The following is a 26,601-nucleotide window of genomic DNA, read 5'->3' as shown; positions in this document are numbered from 1 at the left end:
GAACAAAAAAAGGCATACACCCCATTACCTCGGCAAATGGGTGATCTGTGAAAATAGTTTACTGTCAGTCTTTTTACATAAAAAAAGGGAGGCATCATGCCCCCCTTTTTAAGATTTGATCGGTAACACTGCTATTGCCGGCCCCGTTCCACTTCAATCGCCATATGGTAGAGATCATCCAATGCCGCAAAAAGCTTACCTCGCTCTTCATGCAAATGATCCAGTGTGGTATTGGCGGCTTCTTTCTCTTTACGGTCAAACAGTTTCACCACCTCTGTGGCCAATTCATGCAGCTTTTTATTGCTCTGGTCTACCACTTGATAGATCGGCAGATGGCTGAGCTTGCCGCCAGACTCGGGATGATAAAGCCACTGCCCTAACTGCGAGCTTAGAGGATCCCCACCATCCTGAAGTTTTAGATCACCAGAGGCATGCTGTTCCAGCTTAGAGAGCCAAGCTAACAATGAACCTTTGATCAGACTCATCTCCAACGGCTCTGCACCCAGGTTAAAGGCCTGCTGGGCATGGTTAAGCTTATCTTCTACTTCACCCAGGACCCCAATGAATAAGTTGATGGTGTGGGTTGTGACTTCCAAGTTACCCAAACCGTGGGTCACATGGCCCATCTCCTTACCCATCATTTCGGTCGCAGCAATGGCCATACCCACTGAAGCCAGTACCTGAGTAGCATGTTCGTTGGCTTTGGAGGACTGCTCACGGGCCTCTGTGGCATTGCTGGCCATAGAGGTTGCGGTGCTGGAAAGCGCTTGGGCACTTGCGCTCAGCTCAGCGACGGTCTGGGAAACATCTTGCGCATTACTGGAGAGCTCATCCAGGTTTTTGGCCACACTGTTGGTTGCATTGGCCACCCCCTCAACCGCTTCATTCACCTCTTCAACACGGGCACTCTGCTCTTGGGCCATATCACCAACTTGACGGTTGGTCTCGGCCAGCATGTTGACCACCTCTACCGTTTGCATAACCCGATTGGTGGCATCCTGGGTACCCGCCTGGATCTCTTCTACCCGCTGATTAATCATATTGGTGGCTTGCTCAGTCTGTTGAGCCAGCTCTTTAACCTCATTGGCCACCACGGCAAAACCTTTACCAGCCTCCCCTGCACCCGCCGCTTCAATTGAGGCGTTCAAGGCCAGCATGTTGGTCTGCTTGGCAATGTTCTTAATGCTACTAACCGCTTTACCAATTTCGTTGGCTGATGAGGCCAAAGAGGCCATCACATGCTGGGTCTCTTCAACTTGTACAGCCGCTTCACTGGCTTCACGCACAGCACTTTCACTAAACTCCAAGACCTGCTTTTGACTGGTAGCATTGTCCCGTATGGTCTGGTGCATCTCTTCCATAAGGCCAGAAATATCATTAATGCTGATACTTACAGAGTCCACATTACCCGCCATCTCATCGATGGCCGAGGAGAGCCGGCTACTACGGTTACTACCTTCATCTGCAGAATCCGCAACATGCCCGGCCGCTTCAGCCTGGGTGGCTGCTGATTTAGAGATCTCTTCCAAAGCCTCTACAATCCACTCAGTTGCAGCTTTTACATTATCACTGATCTTAACCGAGAGATTATCGTTGGCCTCATCCGCCTTGGTAATGGCACCAAAGACCGAAGAGACCGCCTGGTTTAAGCGACTGACAGCATCCGCAAACTCTTGGCTTACAGGTGGCAGTGTGCCCGCAACATGAATGCGAATCTCCCGGATCAACTTGGTTAGTTCCATTAGGGTCTCATTCACCCCATCCGAAATTTCCCAAATTTCATCGTGCCAAGGCGTATCGGGAACACGGGCCGTAATACGACCCTCTTTAACTTCACGGAACACCACACGAATATGTTCAAGGCGACCCAAAATCCAGATCAGAATAATCGCCATCAGTATGACCAGCAGAACAACCACTGCAAATTGAAAGATCATGGCTTGTAAGGATGTATGGCCGAGCTCACCCACCTGGGTTTCAGCCTTTTTAACCCCAGCCATAATGGCCTTCGAAGCGGTGTTGATTTTACCTTCCATATAATCACGATAAATGGCGTTGACCCCATTGATGCTGTGCATCAGGTCGACCATCATCAAATTCATACCATTAAGCAGGGACTCACGCTCTTCATCATCACCAGGCTCATACTCCATACCCATGCTAATGATAATCTCAACATTTTCCAGCAGTTCATCCAACGGATCCCGATCACTACCAGGTGGCCACATCGCCTCTAGATTTTCACGTGATGTTTGGTACGCCTTAACAACCTGTGCCAGACGGTTAGTGTCCCATCCCTCTTCTTCATCGGCAATCAGGGTAATACCTTGGTTGATGGTCAAGACCGATTTCATTAAGTCTGAAACCACCCCCTGGCGACTCTGCAGTACACCAAGACTATTCAGCTCTTTCTCTACCTCAATAATCTGCGCCTCAACCTCGGCTTCACTGCTCTGAATCAGCTGATAATTGGGCACAATAAGGAACAGCTCCACCACAATGGAGCAGATAGCGACAATCCACATCTTTTTCTTAATGGAGAGTCCAAGCATATAGTTGAGCACAGACATCTAGGTTCCCCTAATATCCTATTTATAGCAAAATCGCCGTCACCATTCCTGCGACTCTGTTACATTAGACTTCAGCACATACCAAACATAGATCAATATTTTAGCGGTATATCTTAATTTATCACAACCTAGGCACGCACAAACCTTGTCCATTTTGATCTTAACCAGACAGACGTTCAGCAAATACAAGTCGACACGACAGACCTCTGGTGTAAAAAATCTAAAACACCAAACCCGACTAATAATACATTAGGTTAGGAAATATCACAGACTCTAAAGAACAAGAGATGCAGTGTAACTAATAGAGGAAGTTCACCAACCATCATACGTTAAATGGTTGAGAAATCCCCGAACCATAGCATGAACCGGTCTGGGATTCGATAAAATATCAACATTTGTGACAAAGCAAAAAGTCGATCATTTTCTTATATCTATGGATAGAGCTTATCAATACTGATAAAAAAAAGGGCACCCTAACAAGGGCACCCTTTTCTATAAAACAAGCGCAACAGCGATAAGCTGTAGCTTATTTTTGGGTCAGTTCCTGATCCACCATCTGTTTCAGGCTACCATAGGGCAAAGCACCAGAGCTTTTACGTCCATTGACAAAAAAGGTGGGCGTACCTGTTACACCTAAGGCTTGGCCCTCAGCCAGGTCAGCATCCAGTTTGGCCTGATATTTATCACTGTCCAAACATGCTTTAAAGGTGGCCATATCCATCTTCAACGTCATGGCTACTTTGTCCAGCCCGGCACGGTTCAGGTCTACACCCTCTTCAAACAGTGCGTCATGGTAAGCCCAGAACTGCTTTTGGTCACCCGCACACATAGAAGCTTTGGAAGCCAAAGGCGCTTTTTTGTGGAAAGAGAGCGGGTAGTGGCGGAACACCAGCTTGACACGGTCTCCGTAAGTCTCTTTAATTTTCTGTAATGCAGGCTGTACTTTACGGCAGTACGGGCATTCAAAATCAGAGAACTCCACAATGGTGACAGGGGCATTGGCTGGGCCCAAGGCCGGTTTCATCTCTGAAGTAAGGGTATAGCGGGGCTCTTCAGGCTCAGGCAGATTGGTTGTCACCGCAAGGTCAGCCATAAGCTGTTGAAGCAACATGGCCCGAAATTTTTTGGCCTGTGCCTCTTCCATATACTCCTTAACACGAGACTCCATGCCCACCCCACCATTGGGAAGGCGTGCCCCGTTTTGTTTGATGAACTGGCTAATTTGAGCATCACTGACAGGGGTAATCTTGTCATTGACCTCTTTCTTCTCCAGCTGATCAATGGTGATCCCCTGTTTCTTAGCTTCAGAGGCCAACAGATGCTCAACCATCATGCCATCCAGCGCCTTGGCACGGGCTTCAAAGATCTTGATTTCCAGCTCGTATAGCTCACCAGCTATACTTTTGTCGACCTCTTCCAGGGTTACTTTCCAGTCACCCATCTGCCCAACGACGGGAGAACCCGCATGGACGATACCTGACAGGGGCACCATCATGGCCAGGGCCAATGTCGTCTGTTTTAGATACTTAATCATGTATATAGACTCCTTGAACACAGCTTGAGCTGCGTGAAGTTACGCATGCGATAGTAAAAGCGGTATTGGAGCATTGCATGAAGCAAAAGTCCACTGCTGACCCACCTAGCGGTAGAGTTTCACCGCCCGTTTTCTATAATCACTGACCATCTGTTTAGAAATAATGCTAAAGACAGGCCCTAAGGTCATATTTAGAACAGGGTTACGGAATTTAAAATCAATGGAGAAGTTAATCCGGCAGCGCTTGCCCCCAGGACCCACCGGTTCAAAATCCCACAAACTGGTCAGATGCCGAAAAGGACCAGAGACCAGCGAAATCTCGACCCGTTTCCCCGGCACCAGTTTATCCAGCGTGCGGAACTTCTCACGCACCCCTTTAAAGCTAACTGTCAACTCCGCTTCAAACTGCCCCTCGTCCTGCTTGGTAATACAGGCATGAGAACACCAGTTTAGGAATTCTGGATAACGATCAACATCCACCACCAAGTCGTACATCTGCTGGGGGGAAAAGGGTACTGTTTCATTCATTTGGATCTTGGGCATGGATTGTCACCGTCCGTGCTCTAAAACTTCAGCATAATTTTACCATTCTGGTACCACGACGGGATTGAAAGGCCAAACAAATTGACCTAGGCTTCCACGGGTGGCCGATAAGGGTCACAGCCTATGCCTTCTTGGCTTTAGGATCAACGCTATTTGGGCAGAACAAAGTGAACTTGCGGTTATGGCGCACCGGTTGCAGTAGAGAAGGCATTAAAACCGGGCGGTAGCTTGTGTTTCAGCAACCATCGACACCAGAGGCCATAACGGTGTACATATTCATTTAGCTATATTTTGAGATGAAGATAAACCGAACCGCACCCATCCTGGGCAATGCGCCATTGCCCATTAAAATGAAAATAGACTTGCAATCAGGAGAGGCACATGACCATCCGTATCGGCATCAACGGTTTCGGCCGCATTGGTAGAAGCATCTTTCGCGCCCAGCGCCAGGACCCCGCATTCAAAGATATTGAAATTGTTGCCCTGAATGATCTGACCCCTAAGCCATCTTTGGCACACCTGCTGAAATATGACTCTGTCATGGGGGTGCTCAATGCGGACGTTGAAGCCAATGACAAAGGCGTTGTCGTTGATGGCCAAGAGATTGCTGTTTTTGAAGAGCGTGACCCAGGCAACCTGCCTTGGGGTGAGCTGAACGTTGACTATGTTGTGGAGTCTACAGGTCTGTTCCGCAAGCGTGAAACGGCTGGCGCCCATATTAAAGGTGGCGCGAAAAAGGTCATTATCTCTGCCCCTGCGGGTGGCGATATTCCTACCTTTGTGATGGGCGTTAATGAGGGTGACTACAACCCAGCCTCTGACGATATTGTTTCCAACGCCTCCTGCACCACTAACTGCTTGGCCCCCATGGCGAAGATCATTGATGACAAGTTTGGTATTGAGCGTGGTTTAATGACCACAATTCACGCCTACACCAATGACCAAGCCCTGCTGGACATGCCCCACAGTGACCTACGCCGGGCCCGTGCAGCGGCACTCTCCATGATCCCAACCAAAACCGGTGCCGCAGCAGCCATTGGCCTGGTTATGCCAAACATGAAGGGCAAATTTGACGGCTTAGCGGTGCGTGTACCGACCCCTAACGTCTCTCTGGTTGATGCCGTGATGGAGGTCCGTACTGAGACCACTGCTGAAGAGGTTAATGCAGCCTTAAAGGCAGCGACAACACGCTTCCTGGGTTACTTTGATACCCCGTTGGTCTCTATTGATATGCAGGGGGACCCTCGTTCCTCGATCGTGGATGGTGACTGCACCCGTGTGAACGGCAAGCAGGTTAAAGTCATGACTTGGTATGACAATGAGTGGGGTTACTCCAACCGTGTGTTGGATCTTATTCTACACATGGAAGCCAAGTCCTAAGTAGAGCTAGCAACAAAGAGCTTGATTAAAAAAAGCCCCGGTTCTGACCGGGGCTTTTTTATACCTATATGTTGAATATGCTGGGCTATCCGTATAAAACCTATAGGCATAATATCTTTCTTTTGATCTTGAGCTTCACCCTATTCTTACCCCCTTCAAGGCCCTCTTCCCGACCTCAACCGATGATCCTATGTCAGCGTTGATCTTGGTTCTGTAGGCTACAGACTCAAAACCCTATGCCCGCTTGCGCTTTAGGGTTCAAAGCTCTTGTTTTAGGTTTTTTCACCAGACCCTGCCGCCACCTCTTGGCTCAACCAAACCCAAGTCAAATAAAGCGTGAAAAAGCCATGTGTCGGCATCTGACACAGCCAACCGTTGAAAAAGTTGAGAACACTTACAGATCTAATCATTAACACCCTGAATTTTCGCTCGATCATCAAGCGTCAAGCGCAAGGCAGCTTATCCTCCCCTTCTTAACAGACCTCTCAGCACCTACTCCCTCTAATCGCAAACCATTTTCAACTGGCCATTTTAGGAATTCCTTATTATGGTAGATGCATAGGTTTTAATCATCTTCCGCCTGTTTTTCCGCCATTCCGCCACATTAATCAGCAGCTCATCACAAAGCTGAAAATCTCGGCTATGGCTTACCGGAATCAAAAACAGTGCTGTCCCGACCCAACAGGTGACCTCATGAGCACGCTGCTCCGCCAACTTATTGCGCCTGCCATTCCTGCCGCCAATATCCGTGACCTTTTTTGGTCTTGGCTGGGTAGCTTCCTTGGGATCGGCTTGGTCGCCTGGCTCCACTATGATCTGTTTACCCAACAAGATCTTATTTTTGTCATCGGCTCTTTTGGGGCTTCTGCCGTTTTGATCTATGGCGCCATTGGCTCACCGTTAGCACAACCCCGTAATCTGTTGGGTGGTCATTTGGTCTCCGCCCTGGTGGGTGTTGCAGTATTTCAACTTTTTGGTGGGATCGTCTGGTTGGCCGCTGCCTTAGCGGTCTCCTTAGCCATTGTTGCCATGCAAATTACCCGCACCCTACACCCCCCTGGTGGTGCCACTGCCCTTATTGCTGTTATCGGGTCTGAAAGCATTCACCAACTGGGCTTTTGGTATGCCCTTATCCCAGCTCTAAGTGGGGCTATCTGCCTACTTATCGTTGCCTTACTCGTGAATCGTCTGGCCCCCGGACGAACATATCCCCAAGTATAAAAGCAGCCAAATTAACGACTGTATTAAGCCTCGCTCTTATGCTTTAGGCTGATAATCCTAAACAATCACTAAGCGAACATTTTTGCAAAAACCAGCTCTTACACAACACATCTCACATTATAGAGCTTTTATTTTTTGTAGTATTCTTTATGTAGCAGAATCTCAGTCAAGGCGTTACAAATTTTACATTCATGTCTTTTTGTTAAGGAAACCCCCTTCAGCATTTGATAACGTAAATTAATACCTAGGTGTTAGTTACTCCTTTCCCCTCAATTAATGCCGGAGATTAGGACATGCAGGCACTCGCTTCACTTCCCTTACGCATAAAAATCCTTATTGGAATCGGCATTCCGCTGTCACTACTGGTGATCATTAGCCTGATCGTTATCAATAGCATTTCAACCATTGAACACACCCATGAACGGGTTGAACACACCCATAATGTCTTAGCCCAATCGGCCAGCATCGTGAGTTCAGCTGTGGATATGGAAACAGGAATGCGGGGCTATTTATTGGCGGGAAAAGAGGATTTTCTGACCCCCTATAACCAGGGGGAAACTAAAACCTATACCAGCCTAAAAGCGTTACAACAAACCGTCAGTGATAATCCCCAACAGGTCAAGCGACTGGAGAAAGTCATTACGACGCTCAAAGCTTGGCAAGCAGATGTAACAGAGCCCACCATCACCCTACGCCGTACGATTGGTGATGCCAAAACCATGAACGATATGGCGAAGCTGGTGGGCAAAGCGCAAGGTCGCATTTTTTTTGATAAATTCCGAGCACAAATCAACCAGTTTATTGCCAATGAGACCGAGCAGCTGACCATCCGCCGTAAAGAGTTTAATGAGATCTTTGATGAACTGATTGCAATGGCGGTCAACGGTGAGACCGATGAAGGCTTACTGGAGATTATGCAAAACAATGAGCAGTGGGTTAACCATACCAACCAAGTCATTACCCAGGCGGTGAGAATACTTGCCGCTGCGGTGGATATGGAAACCGGCATGCGTGGCTTTTTACTGGCTGGAGATGAAGCTTTTTTGACCCCTTATCTCGATGGTAAAAAAACCTTCTTTAGTATGGTCACGGAGTTAAAGCTGACTGTTAGCGATAATGATGATCAAGTTAAACTGCTTAATCAAGCACAAGCAACCATCCGTACATGGATTAAACAGGTCACCGAGCCCACCATAGCGTTACGTCGTAAAATTGGTCATGCCAAAACCATGGATGACATGGCAGATTTGGTCGGCGAAGCGCGCGGAAAGCAGTACTTTGATGCCTTTCGTCAACTCATGGCTGACTTCTCCAAAGAAGAACGGAACCTTATGGCGGCGCGCAAACAACAAAGCGCCGCTACGGTGGATAATACCCATACCACACTGTGGGCCGTTACTCTGTTTGCGCTTATGATCGGAACTCTGATCGGCTGGTTGATTAGCCGTAATATTCTGCAGACCGTCGATAAAATCATCAACTTCTCCCGCACCCTCTCTAAAGGCAACCTGGATGCCCACATTCAGGTTAAACAGAAAGATGAACTGGGTCGGTTAACCAAACACCTTAATGGTATGCGGGGTAACCTGGAGACCAATATTCGCAGTATCGCCCTGCAAGCCCGCACCCTAAATGCCATTGTGGATGAACAGTCTGTTCTCAATAAAACCATGCTTAAAAGTTCTCAGGAAAACTATGATAAGTCCAAAGATGTGGTGACGGAGAACGACAAAATTGATCGGGAAATCGCCAACCTGAACCGCATGCTGGAAACTCAAGAAGAGAGTGTGGGTAACTTGGATTCGGTGGCTTCTGAGCTGGCCAATAATGTGAACGCTATTGCAGCGGCCTCTGAACAAGCCAGCCAGAATGTCGGTACCATGGCTTCAGCTGCAGAAGAGATGACCAGCAATATTGAGCAGGTCAATAGCAACCTTAGCAACGTTAACAACTCGATGAATATGGTGGTTGCTGCGGTGGATGAGATGACCCGACTCTCCACCGATGTACAGACCCAAGTGGGTCAGGCAGATGATACCTCCAATGAGGCCAACACCAATGCACAAACCACCATTACGGTCATGAACGAACTGGCAGCTTCGACCTCAGAGATCGGTAATGTGGTGAATATGATCAAAAACATTGCCGATCAAACCAATATGTTGGCCCTTAATGCCTCTATTGAAGCCGCAGGTGCGGGGGAAGCTGGCGCTGGTTTTGCGGTGGTTGCCAATGAAGTTAAAGAGCTGGCCAGCCAAACCAGCAATGCCACCAAGTTGATTGATGAAAAGATCAGCGATATCACCACCCGCTCGGAAGAAGCCGCCCTGGCAACCCAAGAGGTCGGCGATTCCATTCAAAAACTCCGCGAGATTAACCAGAATATTTTACAAGCCATGGATGATCAATCCGCTGGTGTCACCGATATCTCAACGGCCATTACTCAAGTATCGGATGCCAACGAAGAGGTCACACGTAATGCCAGTGAACTCTCCCTCGCGGCACAAGAGGTTGCACGTGCAGCCACAGAAGCGGCGACAGGAACCCAAGAGATTGCCCAATCAGCTTCTCAGGTTTCTGCGGGTGCTCAAATGGTGGCCCATGAAAGTGCATCTGTACGGGAACAACTGCTTAAAACCAAAGAGACCGGCGCCCTGGTGGTGCAATCCTCCTCTATGGTGCATCAAACCATGCAAACCTTAATGGACTCATCCACACAACTGGATGGCATTGTCACCAGCAGCGGCATGTTGGTCGACATCACCAAAGAGACCAGTGCCAACCTGCGTCAAGCGGAACAGGATTTCAACATCGGTCAATCATCCTTTAAAATCCGAGATGTTAAGCAGATGCATCTGGCCTGGGTTGAGAAAATGATGTTGGTGGTACGCGGTCAGTTAACCTTGAGTGCAGATGAGATCTCTTCTGCCGAAGCCTGTGCGTTTGGGCAGTGGTGTATGAATGAAGGCCAGACCTTACAAACACACCCGGTGTTTTCTGAACTTGTCGCCACCCACCGCCAACTGCATGAGACCATTAAAGATCTGGTGGAGTTGGCGGAAAAGAAACAGTCCACTGAAGCTCAGGCTGCCTTTGAGCAGTTCAACCACTTACGTGAAAAAATGTTTGCTCACCTTGACGTACTCTATGTGGAGACCATGCATTACACGTAAAGACCGCACACGATCACACAAAGCGCAGTGATCCTTCATGATGGGGATACATGACCTGTCGTGAAGGATCACACCCTGACAGCTACCCTGACCAGTTATTATCCTTAACCGGTGCCCCCCTGCCCCACATTAAAGATCCTGAGGTGCTGAGCCGTACAAGCGGCAATATTCACCTAAAAGCCCCCCATACAATGGCATGGTGCCGCCAGGCCCCCAAGACCACCATGCCCACGTTGTTAAACCATGATGACCAAATCCAACCAATTGCATCTTTTTAAAATTATGGTTCAGCCCTTGCTTTTTTATCCATACAGCATAAGAGCAACCTTAATTTTTCAAGAGGTTAGACATGCAAATCCAATCTCAGACGGCCTATTATGCCGCCACACAGCAGACCATAGGTAAAAATGTCCCCACGGGCAGCTCATCCACCTATGCAGAACAGGCCCGAGCCACATCCAGCAGCCAGTCCACACCCCAAGCCCCCGCATCAACGGGTACTGAACCGTTCCAACAGGCCCTGGCCCGTATTCATCAAGCATCAATCAGCACCACCCCTCAACTGTTGGGCGGTAAAGATGGGCAGTTGGGGCTAGGCTTGCTGGCGCTGGGGGGGGAAGCTCAACGGGCCGATTGGGCCAAACAGGGGCTGGAGGTAACCGAGCAAACTTTGCTGGAAGCCGCGAACACGTTTAATGAGGGTTTTCAAGCCATGACCGAACAAGGCAACCCCAGGGATTATAGCCTCTCCCTCAATCGCCATCAGTTGGTTATGAATACGCAGGATGTCCCCTCCTGGTTCCTGCAAGAGTATCAAGATACGGTTCAGGCCTTACAGGACCCTGCCCAACAACAGGCTTTTGCCCAAGGTGAACCCTACTACATCTCTGCGCACAAACAGGCGACCCAAAGTGCGCTACAGGCCTATCAGCGCCACTAAAAAAGGCCTCTATAAAATCATAGAGGCCTTTAAAATAGATGCTGTTTTCACGGCTGTTAAGGTAACCGGGGCGTCTCATACAAAACGTTGGCTAAAGAGTCCACCAACTGTTTGACAGCCTCCTCACGGGCCAGATCAGAAGCCGCTTGGTTGGTCGTGGCCGCTTGCATTTCGTAGTAGTTGGCCCGCGCCTCAACCCGAGGTAGCTTTGGCTCAGCCCGCTTACCATCAATTTTCCACATCGGCTGGGCACTGACTGAAATCCGGTAGTGATCGGACCGGCCCGACTGCTCTTGCAGTCGTAACACCCGCTCAGTAGGGCTCATTTCAACCACCAAAACCGCAAGATCTTCGGCATGGCGATTAGGGGCACCACCCAGACGTAGCTGGAGACGCTCCTGTAACAAACGCGCCAAGCGTGGATGAGATTTTGTGCCTTGCCCCTTAACTTGCACCAGGACAGGGGGCAACCCCTCACCAGCCGGAGCCGTAGCCCCTGGAAAACGGTAGCCCATACAGGCGCCCAACAGCAGGGTGGAGAGGACCAGAAGAGTACGTAAAGTAGAGTTCATGCTTAGTTCGCCACAATGTTGACCAGTCGACCGGGCACCACAACCACCTTACGAATGGTCTTGCCCTCCGTATACACTTTAACATGTTCATCAGCTAGAGCCAGCTTTTCAATACCCTCTTTATCCATATCGACAGGAACATCCAGCTTGGCCCGCAGTTTTCCATTAACCTGCACAATGATCAGGATGCTCTCTTTTACCAAGGCGGCTTCATCGGCCAATGGCCATGGGGCCTGGCAGAGTGCACCTTGCCCACCCATGCGTTGCCACAACTCTTCAGTCATGTGGGGAACGTAGGGGTGGAGTAACTTAACCATGACCTCTGCGGTTTCCCGCAACAGAGCCGCGGCCTCCCCTTCCAAGGGGCCCTCCCCTTTAAAGGTTGCCATGGCGCCATTGCTCATCTCCATCACCGCGGCAATCGCGGTATTGAAGCTCTGTCGGTTAAAGTCATCGGTGACCTTAACAATGGTGTTGTGCAACTGGGTACGGAATGCTTTAAGCTTTTTATCATCAGGTGTCGTGGTACAGGCTTTGGTATCTCCACAGCGATCCATGGCGGAAAGAGCCAAACGCCAAGCCCGGCCTAAAAAGCGCCAAGCGCCATCCACACCACTATCATTCCACTCCAGATCACGATCTGCAGGCGCTGCAAACAACATAAACAGACGGGCGGTATCCGCCCCATACCCTGCAATCAGATCATTGGGATCCACCACATTGTGTTTGGACTTAGACATTTTTTCATTCCGTCCAACCTCAATGGCAGCATCACACGCTATACAGTGTAGCCCACCCTCTTTTTCCACCACCTCTTTGGGATAACGCCACCCATGCTCAGCACACTTGTGGGTATCTTTACGTACCATACCCTGGGTCAATAGGCGGGCAAATGGCTCATCACAATCCACCTCGCCCACATCCCGAAGCGCTTTATGGAAAAAACGTGCATAAAGCAGATGCAGGACCGCATGTTCAATACCCCCTACATATTGATCCACGGGCATCCAGCGGTTGGTGCGGGCTTTATCCAGCGGCACCCCCCCCAGATCTGGACAGCAGTAGCGCAGGAAGTACCAGGAGGACTCCATAAAGGTGTCCATGGTATCGGTCTCACGGCGGGCGGGCTGACCACACTTGGGGCAGTCGCAATGCTTCCAGGTAGGGTGCCGTTCCAGGGGGTTACCAGGCGCGCTGAAATCCACCTCTTTGGGCAAGGCCACCGGAAGTTGATCTTCAGGAATAGGTACCACCCCACAGCTGTTACAGTGCACCATGGGGATAGGGTTACCCCAGTAGCGCTGACGACTGATGCCCCAATCCCGCAGGCGATAGTTCACAGTACCTTTGCCCATACCTTTGGCTTCAAAATATTCAGCAATGGTCTGCTTGGCTGCCTCATTATCCAAACCACTGAACTCACCCGAGTTCACCAATTCACCGGGCCCGGTATAGGCCTCGGTTAGGGCATCGGCCTGCAGCGTTTCACCTTCAGGCTGGATCACGACCTGAATATCAATCTCATGCTTTTTGGCAAACTCAAAATCCCGCTGGTCATGAGCAGGAACCGCCATAACGGCACCGGTGCCATAACTCATCAACACAAAATTGGCGATATAGATGGGCACCCGCGCCCCTGTGATGGGGTGGATGGCCTTAATGCCGGTATCAAAGCCTTTCTTCTCCAGCTTTTCCAACGCTTCTTCAGAAGTCCCGGCGCCCTGACACTCTTTAATAAAGGCGGCTGCTTCTGGGTTGTTCTGTGCCACCGCGGCCGCAATGGGATGTTCCGACGCAACCGAACAGAAGGTTACCCCCATTAAGGTATCTGGGCGGGTGGTATAGACAGGCAATGTGCCTTCATACCCTTCCAGCTCAAAAGCAAACTCCACCCCGTGGCTTTTACCAATCCAGTTGGCCTGCATGGTCCGTACGGTCTCGGGCCAGCCATCCATTTTATCCAAATTGTCCAGCAGCTCATCGGCATAATCGGTAATGCGGAAGAACCATTGGTTCAGTTCACGTCGCTCCACCGGGGCACCACTACGCCACCCGCAGCCATCAATAACCTGCTCATTGGCCAATACGGTGTGGTCTACCGGGTCCCAGTTTACAAAAGAGTTTTTACGGTAAACCAAGCCTTTATCATGCAAGCGCAAAAACAGAGATTGCTCAGCATGGGCATAATCCCCATCACAGGTGGCAAATTCCCGATCCCAGTCGTAGGAGAGCCCCATGCTTTTCAGCTCGCTGCGCATGGCGGCAATGTTCTCATAGGTCCAATCACCCGGATGAACATTACGCTGAGCGGCGGCATTTTCAGCCGGCATACCAAAGGCATCCCAACCCATAGGGTGTAAAACATCCTTACCCAGCATGCGTTGGTAACGGGCGATCAGATCCCCAATGGCATAGTTACGCACATGACCCATATGGATACGACCCGATGGGTAAGGGAACATCACCAATAGGTAGAAGGTCTCTTTATCCCCGAGAGTTTCCGGGGTGGCGAAGGTCTTCTCTTCTTCCCAGATCTTTTGCCATTTGGATTCTATCGCCTGGGGATTGTACTTTTGGTCCATGGATCGCCAACTTCTCGTCTGAACGGTGAATCTGCTGGATAAGGTGGCCATAAACCACCCCGTAAACCCAATGATGGGCGCAAACCGTTATTTGTACCACAGATCTGCGTATGCGGCAATTTTCCCACCAGGGAAGTAGAGCTTCTACACACTTGCCTTGAAGGGCAAAAGCGTAAGAGGGGTGAATGACCCATCCATGGTGCATCTGAGCTAGAGAGCGGGCACACCAACCAACCGCAGACGATAAACCTATTCATCGTGTAGAAACACTGTCTGAGATAGCCTGATCAACCCGCCATGGATCTCACCCCCCTTATCTACCGATCAGCTGGTTCCATCCCATGTTAAAAGTGCAAAGGCTCTGTGCTCAAGCGCTGTACCATGCGTATAAAGGGCCGATCCCCCCTCCTTACGGACACTAAGCGAGCCCATACCACCACCGTGCTTTCCGATCAAAAAAAGCATGCCCTCTACCCCATGCCGCCCCCCTTGGAACACGATTCAACCTCAAACAACCATTTATTGACATCCATTTCACCCCCCCTTGATCCCCATCAATGGCAACCACCACTAACTTACATCAATATTACAAAACAGAGGGTGTTTAGCTCATGCGCCCGACCTTCTCGGCACATAAACTTCCACAGGCTCAAAACAAACTGAGCTTAGCATGTATAATTTATTTTTATGTATGCATGGCAATATATGGAACATCTCCTGAAATTTACGGATGTTACAAGATTTGCTGATAACCTGATAAATAATTCCGGGAATACCCCTCATTTCTAGATATTTATAAGATATTGAGCTTTAATCACTTTTTTTAAATCATCCGATAAGAAATGGTTGCTATCTTACGCCAACAGGCGCACACTGCGTGGACACGTTGTACAAGTGAAATCCGATACTACAGCGCCAAGATGTTTTAATCATATTCAAAGCACAAAAAACCCTACATCCCTGAATAGAGGATATTGCGGCCAGTGATCCGGCCCATTGGTTTTTTGAATTTGGCGTAGCGCCCAACTCGGGCCAAAATCAAGCTCTTTTCCGCCGCGGCTGTTCTCTTTTAATGAAGAGGTATCCCGGCGTTTTCCATCCGCCACACCGACATCCTGGCGGATCTTGCTGCTCGACCCCACGGACCAACACCATGGGGAGATGTGAACCGGAGGTGTTATGTACAGCCACGACCTGATTATCGTCGGTGCGGGATTGGCAGGCATGCGGGCCGCTGTTGAAGCGGTTAAAGCTGGAGTTAACGTTGCTGTTATCTCCAAGGTGCACCCACTACGCAGCCACTCTTGTGCTGCCCAAGGGGGCATCAACGCCGCCATCAACCCCAAAGATTCCTGGGAATCCCACGCTTACGATACCGTTAAAGGTTCCGACTTCATCGGCGATGAAGATGCCATCGAACTGATGTGCAAGGAAGCGGGTAACGCGGTACTTGAGATGGACCGCATGGGTACCCCTTTCTCTCGTTTGGAAGATGGTCTAATCGCTCAGCGCCCCTTTGGTGCTGCCAGCTTTGACCGTACCTGCTACGCCGCAGACCGTACGGGGCAAGTGCTGCTGCACACCCTGTGGGAACAGCTGGTTAAGGCCGGTGTTCAGGTCTATGAAGAGTGCCAGATCTTAAAGATCTCTGAAGTGGATGGGCAAGTCGCCGGTGTTGTTGCTTACGACATCAAAAAAGGCGAAGTGTTTGGCATTCAGGCTAAAGTCACCCTGCTTTGCACCGGTGGTTATGGCCGTGTATTCCTAACCAGCACCAATGCAACCGCCAGTACCGGTGACGGTATGGCTTTGGCGTACCGCGCCGGGGCAACATTGGCGGATATGGAATTTGTGCAGTTCCACCCCACTGGCCTGCGCTACTCCGGTATCCTGGTCACTGAGGGTGCCCGTGGTGAAGGTGGTTACCTGATCAATGATGAGGGTGACCGCTTTATGACCAAGTACGCCCCCAACAAGCTGGAGCTGGCCTCCCGCGATGTGGTGGCCCGTGCTGAGCAGACAGAAATTCTTGAAGGTCGTGGCCGTGATGGCGCCATCTTCCTGGATCTTCGTCACCTGGGTGCCAAAAAGATCAACGAGCGCCTACCTCAGGTTCGCCAGTTGGCCCGTGACCTTGAAGGTGTGGACCCTGTCTACACACCCATCCCTGTACGACCCACCGCCCACTACTCCATGGGGGGTATCCGTACCGATAAATATGGTGCCACCATTCTGCCCGGCCTGTGGGCTGCTGGTGAGTCGGCCTGTGTCTCTGTACACGGTGCCAACCGTCTGGGTGGTAACTCTCTGCTGGATACCATTGTCTTTGGTTATATCGCCGGTCGTGAACTGGGCGATAAGCTGGGTGGCATGGATATGCCTACTCTGCCAGAGAGCGAAGTTCAGGGCGTGAAAGACCAGATTTCTGAATTGATGGATCGTCCAGACAAGGGTGTACGCCCAGCCTCCATCCGTGAACGCCTGGGTGAGGCTATGAACTCCTATGTCAGCGTGTTCCGTCATCCTGACAATATCCAGAAGGCATCGGATCTGATCCCAACCCTGCGTCAGGATCTGACCACCATGCACCTGGATGATAAGTCCAAGGTCTTTAACGTCGATCTGCTGCGGGCTCTGGAAATGCAGAACCTGGTGGATCTGGCTGAGACCATCATCGCCGGTGCCATGAACCGTACCGAGTCCCGTGGTGCCCACTCTCGTGTTGACTTCCCAGATCGGGATGATGAGAACTGGCGTAAGCACACCATCACCAAGTGGGATAACGATGCCCAGACCACCGCCTTCTCTTATGAAGCGGTACGTACGGTGGGCAAAGATGCCTATAAGCCCGCGGTGCGGTCTTACTGATCCCAAGGAGGTAGCTCATGAGCGATCAGGTTTATACCCTGCGCATTCAACGCAATACGCGCCGTGATGACGGCACGATGGATACCAAGTGGGACGAGTTTCAGGTCAAGGCAACACCCCTGACCCCCGTACTCAACCTGTTGGAAGATGTTAAAGGCAACCAAGACGGCTCACTGACCTTCCGTCAGTCCTGCCGTTCCGCCATCTGTGGCTCTTGTGCCATGCGAATTGGTGGCAAAACCCGTCTGGCTTGTAAAACCCAGATTGGTGAAGTGGTGGATGAGAACAACACTGTTCAGATCACAGCTCAGCAGAACTCGCCTGTGATCAAGGATCTGGCGGTTGATATCACCAAGTTCTTCAGTAAAGTTCACCAGATCAAGCCTTTCTTACAAGAAGGTAGTGAGAGCGCTGAAGAGGTGGATGATACCGCCTTTGATCAGGTCAACCATGTTACCCAGTGTATCATGTGCGCCTGCTGCTACTCTGACTGCACCATGGCTGAGGTTTCCGATGAGTTTGTCGGTCCCGCAGCTCTGGCCAAAGCCTTCCGCTTTATTTCTGATCCCCGTGAAGGCAAAAAGAGTGACCGTCTCAAGGTGCTTTCCAACGATCACGGCATCTGGTCCTGTGCACGCTGCACCATGTGTGTCGCCGTTTGCCCCAAGGATGTAAAACCCATGGAGGCGATCGTTAAGCTACGTACCCGCGCCATGGATGCTGGTAACATGGACAACTATGGTGCCAAGCATGCTCAGGCCTTCCATGGTGACATCACCTCCAGCGGCAGCCTGAACGAGGCATTAATCCTTAACCGCACCTTGGGTGTGGTCGGAGCCTTGGGTGAAATGGGTGCTGCCCTGCACCTGGCCAAGAAGGGTAAAATTCCTTCGCCCTTCCCCCACAAGATCGAGAATCTTGATGAGGTGCAGGCGATCTACAACGAGCTGGAGAAAAACCCGCTTGATGTGGAAACCAAAGCTGAAAATGCCGTTCCTGAGTGATCGGAGGAAATCCTAATGACGATGAATTTCGCTTACTATACCGGCTGCGCTGCTCAACAGACTCAAAAAGAGGCCGATTGGGCCGCTGAAGCTGTCTGTGACGAACTGGGCATCAAGCTGCACCGTATGAACAAAGCCAGCTGTTGTGGCGCGGTAAGCTTGCGTGAAACCAAGCCTGCATTCGCTCTGGCCGTCGCCGCCCGTATCTTTTCGCAAGCCGAAGAGATGGGTATGGACATTGCCACCATCTGCAACACCTGTTTGCAGACACTCAGCCAGGCCAATAACCGCCTGAAAAATGATGATGACCTGCTCGATGACGTCAACGAAGTGTTGAAAAAATCCGGTGTGGCCCCCTACAAAGGGACCATTAAGGTTAAGCATTTGGCTTGGGTTATGGTTGATGAGGTGGAAACGGATCTGCTTAAGAGCAAGATCACTAAGCCGCTCAACGGTCTGCGCGTTGCCCCCTTCTATGGCTGCCACACTCTGCGCCCTGAAGAGATCTTCGAAGCAGATGCAGGTGAGAAGGCCAAACATCTGGATACCCTGATCGAACTGATGGGGGGTAACCCCGTGAGCTACGATGGTCATGACAAATGCTGCGGCTTCCATGTCATGCTTTCCGATGCCCAAGAGATGCGTCAAATGGTGGTTAAAAACACCGGTTCGGCTAAAGATGCCGGCGCCGATGTTATGATCACCCCTTGCACACTCTGTGACATGGCCATGGGTTCCTACCAAGGTATTGCTGAGAAATCTACAGGCAAAAAAGTGGGACTGCCTGAGATGAATTTTGCTCAGCTGTTGGGTTGCGCCATGGGGATTGATGAGAAGAAGTTGGGCATCAACCGCCTACACATCAGCCCTCGCCCTCAGCTTACCGCCCGAGGTGTGCTGTAAGCTCTGAGCTGTAGATGGTGTAAAAGTGTGTGTGTGAAAAGGCCGGTCTCCAACAGGAGGCTGGCCTTTTTTATGGGAGATGGTTAACGAACGACCCTGTAACTTTTTTGCAGGAAGCGGCAACTAAACACCATGATTGATTCTAAGAGCACTTTTTTATCTCTTTTTTTCTCACAACCGTGCACAATATTGTTTTGTTTTTTTGCTCCTTACCCTTCAGGACGGAACCATGTCTCAAGATACCGTGGACGATACCTACGACTTAACCCAAGAGGGGGTTGAGAGCCAACTTCTCGGCATGGTGCTTAAAGAAGGGGTTTTTCGTGAAGGGGAAGATCAACATTTTGTGCCCGCAGGTACGCCCATCAATACCGCCTTGATCCGCCGTTTATGCCAAGATGAGGGTATTGAGAAAATACAAGCCTGGAGCCCGCAACAGCAAACCCTCTCCAACACCATGCGCAACACCAACACAATCATGAAAAACACCCATGAAATGTGTGCATCCATGGTGGAGGAGCAGCTGAAAAGCCTAGAGAGCGATATCCAAGAACCAGATGCGGTATTTGATGCCATTAAAGCATTAAAAAAACGCGATGCCTTTACCTTCATTAATGATCTATTGGGGGATATGGATGGCATGGTCAACCAAATCCTCAAGGTACTGGATGTCACCACCATTGAGGGGATCAAACATCTACGTGGGCACCACGAAAGCACGGGAAATCATAGTATTGAAACAGGCTTAAGAGGTATGGCCATTGCCCGTTGCCAAGGTGAGTCCGATAGCTTGATTCAACAGATTGGTCTGGCAGGCTTTGTTCATGATATGGGGAAAATGTTTATTCCCCTCTCTATCTTGGATAAAAATGGCCGTCTGACCAATGCTGAGTTCACCCATATGAAACGCCATGCCGCGTTAGGGGCCGAGTTCTTGGCCGAAGATGGCATCATCAGTAAACCCTATGCATTTGCTGCGGGTAGCCACCATGAAACTTTCGTTCTTAAAGGGGGTTATGGCATTTTAACCACCGACTCTGATCTGGTACAAGTTGACCTTAAGGGTCAGGATCGTGAAACCGCTTGGCGCATAGGAAACTATTTGGCCATCAGTGATGTATGGACAGCACTGGGGGAACCACGTGCCTACCATAAAGCGGGTAAATTTGAGATCGAAATTCTTATGATCATGGTGGATATGATGAAGCAGGGTAAGTTTGATCCGACCCTGTTTAAAGAGGGCTTCTACCAGCTCTACCATCAACGCCCAGAATCCAAAAACCTTTTGGAAAAAGGGATCCATTTTCCACTGTTTTCATTCCCACGTGCGTTACAAGACGATCTGAAGAGACGTTTTAAGCTGCCCTCCCATGAGTGGAAGTTCTCGGAAGAGGATCTGGAAACACTGGGGCTGCATAAAAAGGTCCTAAGGCTGGGGTTTGATGAAGACAAAATCAAACTACACAAAGGTATTACCTTACACGAACTCCGTAGCCGCCGGGTAGCTGGGGTCCCTGAAAATCCAAAGTATGAGGGTATTGAACCGAAACCCGTTGACTATCGTATTGCCTTTATCGAGCAGGTTGGGACACATAAAGTTAAATCCATGATCTTAAAAATTGATGACACCCCCATGGATTTAAAAGCCAAAATTGAAGGGAAAAAAGGGCAGAGTCTGGATAAGATCCAAAACTACCTCTTTAAGAAAGTAGGGATGTTTGAGTTGGATCTAGGCCCCTATTTACGCTGCCCAGATGATCAACTTTTGGCTGAATTCACCTCCGGGTTTGCGTAATATCCCCCGGCTCTGCCATACTTACGCTCCTTATTCACCCTAACCTGCCATCACTACTATGCCCGCACTCTGGGTCGATTTTGCCCCATGGGGTAAGCCCCTAACATTTGATCAGCCAACCCAGCAGCGGCAAGCTGAAACCGCTGATGAGGTCGCACCTTTACTACGCTGGGCAGAAGCTCAAGCCAAGGCAGGATCATGGGTTGCTGGCTACGTGGGTTATGAAGCCGCTGCCGCCTGGGGATTACCGGTTGTAGAGAATACCCAGACCCCTTTAGCCTGGTTTGGCTGCTACGCCCCCCCCCAACCCGCGTGTTACCCCACCCAGCTAAAAGCCCCAAAAGTTTCGCTGGATCTGCAGATTAATCCGCATCAACATCATGCGGACCTTCAGCAAATATTGGACTATATCCAAGCGGGTGATAGTTATCAGGTCAACCACACGGTACGGGCAACACCCCATTTTCAGGAAAATCTGCACACACTTTTTTTGGACCGCCAGACGCGTTATCGCTTTCCCTATGCCATCTGGCTTGAAACCTCTGAACGTACGGTAGCCTCCCTATCACCTGAACTGTTTTTGCACCGGATGGGCGAGCGTGTGGTAACGGCCCCCATTAAAGGCACCCGACCAAGGGGTGAGACGCTGGCCCAGGATCAACAGTTGGCTCATGCCTTGAGGGTATCGACCAAAGATGCGGCAGAGCATATTATGATTGTGGATATGGCCCGTAATGATCTGGGACGTGTGTGTCAAACAGGCTCTATTCGCGTACCCCATCTTAAAAACTGTCGTAGTTTTGCCACGGTGCATCATTTGGAAAGCCGGGTGGAAGGCACCATCTCTAAAGAGACCGATCTAGCCCAACTTTTTGCTGCACTGTTCCCTGCAGCCTCCATTACAGGTGCCCCAAAAAAACGCACCATGGAGATTATTAAACAGCTGGAGAACAGACCCCGTCATATTTATACCGGTAGTGTCGGTGTGATCCGTCCGGGAGGAGAGGCCATTTTTAATGTCGCCATTCGTACCCTGGAACACCAAGGCGAGCAGACAACACTGGGTTTAGGTGGGGGTGTTGTTGCGGATTCCAACCCTCAGGAGGAGTGGCAGGAGTTGGCGGATAAAGCGGGCTTTCTGACCCAGCACCCCACCACACAACCCCCTGGCTTGATTGAAACGATGAAAGTCTCAAGTGAGGGGGGTATTCCCTGGCTACAGGAACATCTGCAACGGCTGGAAAATTCAGCCACCGCACTTGGCCTACCCTTTAACCGAGTGGAAGCTGACCAGCAGATCCAGGCTGAGCTTAAACAGCCCAAACAGCACCCCTATGTGCTACGTCTGGAACTTAAGGGGAGCGGGGTTATGACCATCACCACCCGCGCATGCCCAACGGATAAACAGGCATTAAAGCTGTTGGTTCACCCCTATCCGTTGGATGGACAAGATCCCCTCTTGCGCCATAAGACAACCCGACGTCAACACTTCAATACCGCGTATACCCAGGCACAAAGCCAAGGGTATGATGATGTGCTATTTTTGAACACCTACGGCCATCTGACGGAATGTGCCATTCGTGCCATTTTTCTTCAACTGCAGGGTACATGGTACACCCCCCCTATTGAAGATGGTCTCCTGCCCAGTCTATGGCGCGAACATACGCGCCATACATTGAATGCTCAGATCCGCAGTCTGACCTTAGAGGATCTAGCCCATGCCCAGAAGATCATGGTCGGGAATGCCGTTCAGGGTAGCCAACAGGTCATCTCATGGCATATTCAGGATGATCCACCCCAAAAAAAAGTATAGGCATGTACAAACCATTTCATGTGTCGGTTTATCAATAAACACGACCATTAAATGTGATATAGGCAACAGCAGCTGGCTCTGTTAAAGTGAAGATGGGGCGTATATCAATTATGGGAGGGCGTACGGTGCATCTGCAAAGATTCTATCTATTCAGTACTATGCTCTTTCTATTGTGGCTACCGCAAGCCCGTGCCCATGATATCTCCTTAGTTCCCAATACAAGTCCGCTCTACAACTTTTGCTACGGTGTTGATGCCTTCCGGCATTTGGATGGCACACACTCTCTGTTAACGGATAACAGCCCTGATCTGTGTATTTGTGGCCCAGATTGGCATGAAAAAAGCCCCATCCTGCGACTTAACACAACATCCGCACCACCTTTAAGCACAGAAAATGGCACGGGCTTTCAAGATCTATTAACCTTAGAAGCCTTTTGCCGTAACGATATACGGGTTCGCCTAACCCATTTGGCGGGCAAACCCTCCCTGCGCATGGCCAACAGCGGTGTGGATGATGGTACGGTGGGTCGTGTTGCCAAACTGCTCAAAGAGATTGATCTACCCAATCTTCTTTTGGTGCCTGAACCTTTTATGGCTTGGGATTTTTCAGCCTTTACCCGTACCGCTGAAATCCAACCGCTAGAGTGGGAAGAACTGGCCCCTTATAACGTCGCCCATAACAGTGGCTGGATTATTCTGCATAACAACATTAAGCAGGCCAAATCCATTATCCATACCCGTGACAGTGAACAACTGTTAGGGCTACTGGCCAAAGGGCGCAGTGATGTTGTGGTGGTGGAAAAGTGGCAGGGTTTACAAGCCGCTAAGCAGCTGCATATTCAAGACCTTCACCTGGTCACCCCCCCCTTAACCAGTCGTAAAATGCATATCTTTATGCACCGTAAGCATGAAGAGCTCATTGAGCCGATATCCCGCACTTTGCGCCAGATGAAACAAGATGGATCCTACCGCACCATCTATGCGCATACCTTGCAGCCATTGATTGAACAGGTAGCGCGCTGACATGGGTCAGTCATCTGCCAAGCAGCGCCTTATCAAACGGCCCATTGGTCGGCGTTTGATCCTGGCGATGATCGCCTTTAGCTCACTGATTACCCTACTTGCGACAGGGTTACAGCTATATAATGATTATCGCAATGACATCAATGCGATCGATCATAGTTTAGAGCTTATTCAACAGAGCCGCCTAAAGGCACTTGCCCATGCGGTCTGGATTCATGACACTCAGCAAATTGAACTCCTCTTAGAAGGGATGATTCAATCTCAGGACATGGAACAAGCCGCCGTTTTTGTTGATGGGGATATGGTCTGGTACCGAGGTATTACCGGTTCCAAAAATCGGATTACCCGCCATTACCCGTTAATCTACGTCTATGATGGCTCCCCACAGGAAATTGCTTATCTACGCATTACCGCCAGTGTGGACCGTGTTATGGCCCGCTTGCTGGGGAAGGTGGTGATGATTTTGGCCAGCAATGCGGTTAAAACAACCCTTGTAGCCATTTTGATGTTAATGCTTTTCCACCGTTGGGTTACCCGCCACTTGGGCCAACTGGCCACGTATGCCCATAATTTAGATCTGGACCACCCACCACCCCACCATATTTTGGATCGCTCCAACCCTAAACAGGTGGATGAACTGGATGCCGTGGCAAGTGCGCTGCTGAAGATGCATCAAAACGCGCACACCATCTACCAAGATCTAAGTGGCCGGGAACAGAGCCTACGCACCCTACTGGAGTCAACCCGAGCCGTTGGGTGGCGGTTGGATTTAGTCACCAAACAGCTCACCTATATTGGTCCACAAATTCATACACTACTGGGGTATCCGACCAATAGCTGGGCAGACTTGGTTGTTTGGCAAACCCGTATACACCCCGAAGATCGCTTAACCACACTGACCCAAATGGAACGTTTGATCACCCACCCCTGCGACCATGTCATGGAGTATCGCATGGTGGCCGCAGACGGACGCACCGTATGGATACGTGATATGTCGGCGATTATGCCGACACAAAATCATAACCATAACCCCCAACTTGGGGGCTTCTTTTTAGACATTAGCGCGCAAAAAGATCTAGAGAGCCGACTACGGAGCACCACAGAACGGGCAGAGTCAGCCAGTCGGGCCAAAAGTGAATTTCTCGCGGTTATCAGTCATGAGATCCGCACCCCACTCAATGCCATTATTGGTATGGGTGAAGTGTTGTTGGATGACCAACTGACCAACGAGCAAAAACACTATGCCCAGGTCTCACAACAAGCCGCCAATACCCTATTGGATTTAATTAATGATGTGTTGGATCTCTCCAAAATTGAAGCCGGAGAGTTCCAGTTAGATCATGCCCCCTATGATCTACAAGATCTGATACAGGGGGTTGTGGATGTCAACACCATCACCGCCAAACAGCACGGTCTGCACATCCGTTCCAACCTGCATGATAGTCTACCCAGCTTAATGTATGGGGATGCCCGACGTATTCGACAAGTGCTGTTTAACCTGATGGGTAATGCCATTAAATTTACCGACCGGGGACAGATCCGACTAGATACTGAGTTGGTCGAAACACCCACAGGGCGCTGGGTACGTATACGTGTGACCGACACCGGCATTGGCATTGCCCAGGAAAAACAGACACTGATTTTTGATGCCTTTACCCAATCTGATGGATCGGTCACACGCCGTTATGGCGGAACAGGCCTTGGTTTGACCATCTCCAAGCGGTTGGTGGAGATGATGGGTGGTCAGATTGGTGTACAGAGTCAATTGGGTGAGGGCAGTTGCTTCTTCTTTACCCTACCAATCAGTACCACATGGGATGTTCTGGAACCCTTGCAAACACCAAGTGAACCATGGCTTAAGGATAAGAACATCCTGGTTATTCATGAAGACCAGGATAATCTCAATCACTTAACCCAACTCCTGGAGCTGGTCGGAGCCTGTGTAATCCAGGGAGGAAGTTGTCTGGATAAAGAGCACTGCCTAGCACAGATGTCCCAGCCGTTACATGGGGTTATCATGAATTGCGGTGCGCTGAACAGTGACGGCATAAACTGCCTGGAAAAGTACCTTCAGCAATATCCCCAAGATCAGATCCCTCGGATCGTCTTAACATCCGAACTTAAAACACAATTACAAGCACGGGCTCAACGTATTGGTGCCCACTACCTGAGCTGCCCTGTACAAGCTGAACAGCTCTATACGCTGCTGAACCCCATGCAGGTTGAGCCAGAGACCACAACCGCCCCAGCCATGGCACAGGGCCCTGCCCTGGAAGATACCCCACCACCCAGAATTCTTATTGTGGAAGATAGTGAAGATAATGTGTTATTAATTCGTACCTTCCTAAAGAACACCCCCTACCTGCTGGAGTTTGCTTGCCATGGTCAGGAGGCTATTGAGCACTGGCAAAAGAACCATTACGACCTGATCTTAATGGATATTCAAATGCCGGTGATGGATGGACTGACAGCCACACGGCGTATTCGTGAGCGGGAACAACGCCAGGGCACAGGTCATACGACCATTGTCGCCTTAACCGCCCACGCCATGGCCAGTGATCATCAAAATGCACTGGACGCTGGTTGTGATGATTTTTTAACCAAACCGGTTAAGCGAAAAACCTTGCTGGCATCCCTCGAGAGTTATCTCATTAAAGAACATGAAAAAACACCCGCATAAG

Annotated in this window: 17 protein-coding genes; 11 read left to right on the top strand and 6 right to left on the bottom strand. The window is 50.1% G+C overall.

Annotated elements, in window-relative coordinates; genetic code table 11:
• Positions 1 to 131: 131 nt before the first annotated feature.
• From V5T57_RS09320 to V5T57_RS09310, 3 genes are all read right to left on the bottom strand, one after another.
• Positions 132 to 2,570: a methyl-accepting chemotaxis protein gene (locus tag V5T57_RS09320; RefSeq protein ID WP_332890928.1), complete on the bottom strand. Its 2,439-nt coding sequence runs from the start codon at positions 2,568 to 2,570 to the stop codon at positions 132 to 134.
• Between the two features lie 526 nt (positions 2,571 to 3,096).
• Positions 3,097 to 4,104, bottom strand: a complete 1,008-nt coding sequence (locus V5T57_RS09315) for a thioredoxin domain-containing protein (protein ID WP_332890927.1) — start codon at positions 4,102 to 4,104, stop codon at positions 3,097 to 3,099.
• 105 nt (positions 4,105 to 4,209) lie between these two features.
• Complete coding sequence (locus tag V5T57_RS09310) at positions 4,210 to 4,647, bottom strand: type II toxin-antitoxin system RatA family toxin (protein ID WP_332890926.1); 438 nt, start codon at positions 4,645 to 4,647, stop codon at positions 4,210 to 4,212.
• Positions 4,648 to 5,028: 381 nt separating this feature from the next.
• Between V5T57_RS09310 and gap the strand changes: the two genes are divergently transcribed.
• The 4 genes from gap to V5T57_RS09290 all read left to right on the top strand — a co-directional run bounded on the left by gap (position 5,029) and on the right by V5T57_RS09290 (position 11,361).
• Positions 5,029 to 6,027, top strand: coding sequence for a type I glyceraldehyde-3-phosphate dehydrogenase (gap, locus tag V5T57_RS09305; protein WP_332890925.1), 999 nt, complete (start codon positions 5,029 to 5,031; stop codon positions 6,025 to 6,027).
• Positions 6,028 to 6,720: 693 nt separating this feature from the next.
• A complete protein-coding gene (locus tag V5T57_RS09300; protein ID WP_332890924.1) occupies positions 6,721 to 7,248 on the top strand; it encodes an HPP family protein in 528 nt (175 codons plus the stop codon).
• A 293-nt stretch (positions 7,249 to 7,541) separates the two neighbouring features.
• Complete coding sequence (locus V5T57_RS09295; protein ID WP_332890923.1) at positions 7,542 to 10,421, top strand: CHASE3 domain-containing protein; 2,880 nt, start codon at positions 7,542 to 7,544, stop codon at positions 10,419 to 10,421.
• A gap of 349 nt (positions 10,422 to 10,770) precedes the next feature.
• Complete coding sequence (locus V5T57_RS09290) at positions 10,771 to 11,361, top strand: hypothetical protein (protein WP_332890922.1); 591 nt, start codon at positions 10,771 to 10,773, stop codon at positions 11,359 to 11,361.
• Between the two features lie 56 nt (positions 11,362 to 11,417).
• Here V5T57_RS09290 and lptE read toward each other — a convergent pair whose 3' ends face one another.
• From lptE to V5T57_RS09275, 3 genes are all read right to left on the bottom strand, one after another.
• Complete coding sequence (lptE, locus tag V5T57_RS09285; protein ID WP_332890921.1) at positions 11,418 to 11,933, bottom strand: LPS assembly lipoprotein LptE; 516 nt, start codon at positions 11,931 to 11,933, stop codon at positions 11,418 to 11,420.
• A 2-nt stretch (positions 11,934 to 11,935) separates the two neighbouring features.
• A complete protein-coding gene (gene leuS / locus V5T57_RS09280) occupies positions 11,936 to 14,515 on the bottom strand; it encodes a leucine--tRNA ligase (protein ID WP_332890920.1) in 2,580 nt (859 codons plus the stop codon).
• Between the two features lie 935 nt (positions 14,516 to 15,450).
• Positions 15,451 to 15,657, bottom strand: a complete 207-nt coding sequence (locus V5T57_RS09275) for a hypothetical protein (RefSeq protein WP_332890919.1) — start codon at positions 15,655 to 15,657, stop codon at positions 15,451 to 15,453.
• Between the two features lie 37 nt (positions 15,658 to 15,694).
• On the opposite strand from V5T57_RS09275, the gene V5T57_RS09270 reads away from it, so the two are divergent.
• From V5T57_RS09270 to V5T57_RS09240, 7 genes are all read left to right on the top strand, one after another.
• Complete coding sequence (locus V5T57_RS09270; RefSeq protein ID WP_332890918.1) at positions 15,695 to 17,383, top strand: FAD-dependent oxidoreductase; 1,689 nt, start codon at positions 15,695 to 15,697, stop codon at positions 17,381 to 17,383.
• Positions 17,384 to 17,400: 17 nt separating this feature from the next.
• Positions 17,401 to 18,387: a succinate dehydrogenase/fumarate reductase iron-sulfur subunit gene (locus tag V5T57_RS09265; protein ID WP_332890917.1), complete on the top strand. Its 987-nt coding sequence runs from the start codon at positions 17,401 to 17,403 to the stop codon at positions 18,385 to 18,387.
• Positions 18,388 to 18,402: 15 nt separating this feature from the next.
• The gene (locus V5T57_RS09260; RefSeq protein ID WP_332890916.1) at positions 18,403 to 19,290 is read left to right on the top strand and encodes a CoB--CoM heterodisulfide reductase iron-sulfur subunit B family protein; all 888 of its coding nucleotides are present in this window, start codon (positions 18,403 to 18,405) and stop codon (positions 19,288 to 19,290) included.
• Positions 19,291 to 19,519: 229 nt separating this feature from the next.
• On the top strand, positions 19,520 to 21,085 hold the full coding sequence (locus V5T57_RS09255) for an HD-GYP domain-containing protein (protein ID WP_332890915.1): 1,566 nt from the start codon (positions 19,520 to 19,522) through the stop codon (positions 21,083 to 21,085).
• A 58-nt stretch (positions 21,086 to 21,143) separates the two neighbouring features.
• Entirely contained in the window at positions 21,144 to 22,898 is a 1,755-nt protein-coding gene (locus V5T57_RS09250) for a chorismate-binding protein (RefSeq protein WP_332890914.1), read from the top strand.
• A 125-nt stretch (positions 22,899 to 23,023) separates the two neighbouring features.
• Positions 23,024 to 23,920, top strand: coding sequence for a substrate-binding periplasmic protein (locus V5T57_RS09245; RefSeq protein ID WP_332890913.1), 897 nt, complete (start codon positions 23,024 to 23,026; stop codon positions 23,918 to 23,920).
• 1 nt (position 23,921) lies between these two features.
• The gene (locus tag V5T57_RS09240; RefSeq protein WP_332890912.1) at positions 23,922 to 26,600 is read left to right on the top strand and encodes a response regulator; all 2,679 of its coding nucleotides are present in this window, start codon (positions 23,922 to 23,924) and stop codon (positions 26,598 to 26,600) included.
• Position 26,601: the final 1 nt, after the last annotated feature.

The sequence above is a fragment of the Magnetococcus sp. PR-3 genome (assembly GCF_036689865.1).
GTDB lineage: Bacteria > Pseudomonadota > Magnetococcia > Magnetococcales > Magnetococcaceae > Magnetococcus.
This window is presented reverse-complemented; position numbering and strand designations above follow the sequence as displayed.

Coding starts and splice junctions, on each gene's coding strand:
- V5T57_RS09295 (WP_332890923.1), top strand. CDS start 7,542: ATGCAGGCACTCGCTTCACTTCCCTTACGCATAAAAATCCTTATTGGA.
- V5T57_RS09240 (WP_332890912.1), top strand. CDS start 23,922: ATGGGTCAGTCATCTGCCAAGCAGCGCCTTATCAAACGGCCCATTGGT.
- V5T57_RS09255 (WP_332890915.1), top strand. CDS start 19,520: ATGTCTCAAGATACCGTGGACGATACCTACGACTTAACCCAAGAGGGG.
- gap (WP_332890925.1), top strand. CDS start 5,029: ATGACCATCCGTATCGGCATCAACGGTTTCGGCCGCATTGGTAGAAGC.
- V5T57_RS09300 (WP_332890924.1), top strand. CDS start 6,721: ATGAGCACGCTGCTCCGCCAACTTATTGCGCCTGCCATTCCTGCCGCC.
- V5T57_RS09270 (WP_332890918.1), top strand. CDS start 15,695: ATGTACAGCCACGACCTGATTATCGTCGGTGCGGGATTGGCAGGCATG.
- V5T57_RS09260 (WP_332890916.1), top strand. CDS start 18,403: ATGACGATGAATTTCGCTTACTATACCGGCTGCGCTGCTCAACAGACT.
- leuS (WP_332890920.1), bottom strand. CDS start 14,515: ATGGACCAAAAGTACAATCCCCAGGCGATAGAATCCAAATGGCAAAAG.
- V5T57_RS09290 (WP_332890922.1), top strand. CDS start 10,771: ATGCAAATCCAATCTCAGACGGCCTATTATGCCGCCACACAGCAGACC.
- V5T57_RS09250 (WP_332890914.1), top strand. CDS start 21,144: ATGCCCGCACTCTGGGTCGATTTTGCCCCATGGGGTAAGCCCCTAACA.
- lptE (WP_332890921.1), bottom strand. CDS start 11,933: ATGAACTCTACTTTACGTACTCTTCTGGTCCTCTCCACCCTGCTGTTG.
- V5T57_RS09310 (WP_332890926.1), bottom strand. CDS start 4,647: ATGCCCAAGATCCAAATGAATGAAACAGTACCCTTTTCCCCCCAGCAG.
- V5T57_RS09320 (WP_332890928.1), bottom strand. CDS start 2,570: ATGTCTGTGCTCAACTATATGCTTGGACTCTCCATTAAGAAAAAGATG.
- V5T57_RS09265 (WP_332890917.1), top strand. CDS start 17,401: ATGAGCGATCAGGTTTATACCCTGCGCATTCAACGCAATACGCGCCGT.
- V5T57_RS09315 (WP_332890927.1), bottom strand. CDS start 4,104: ATGATTAAGTATCTAAAACAGACGACATTGGCCCTGGCCATGATGGTG.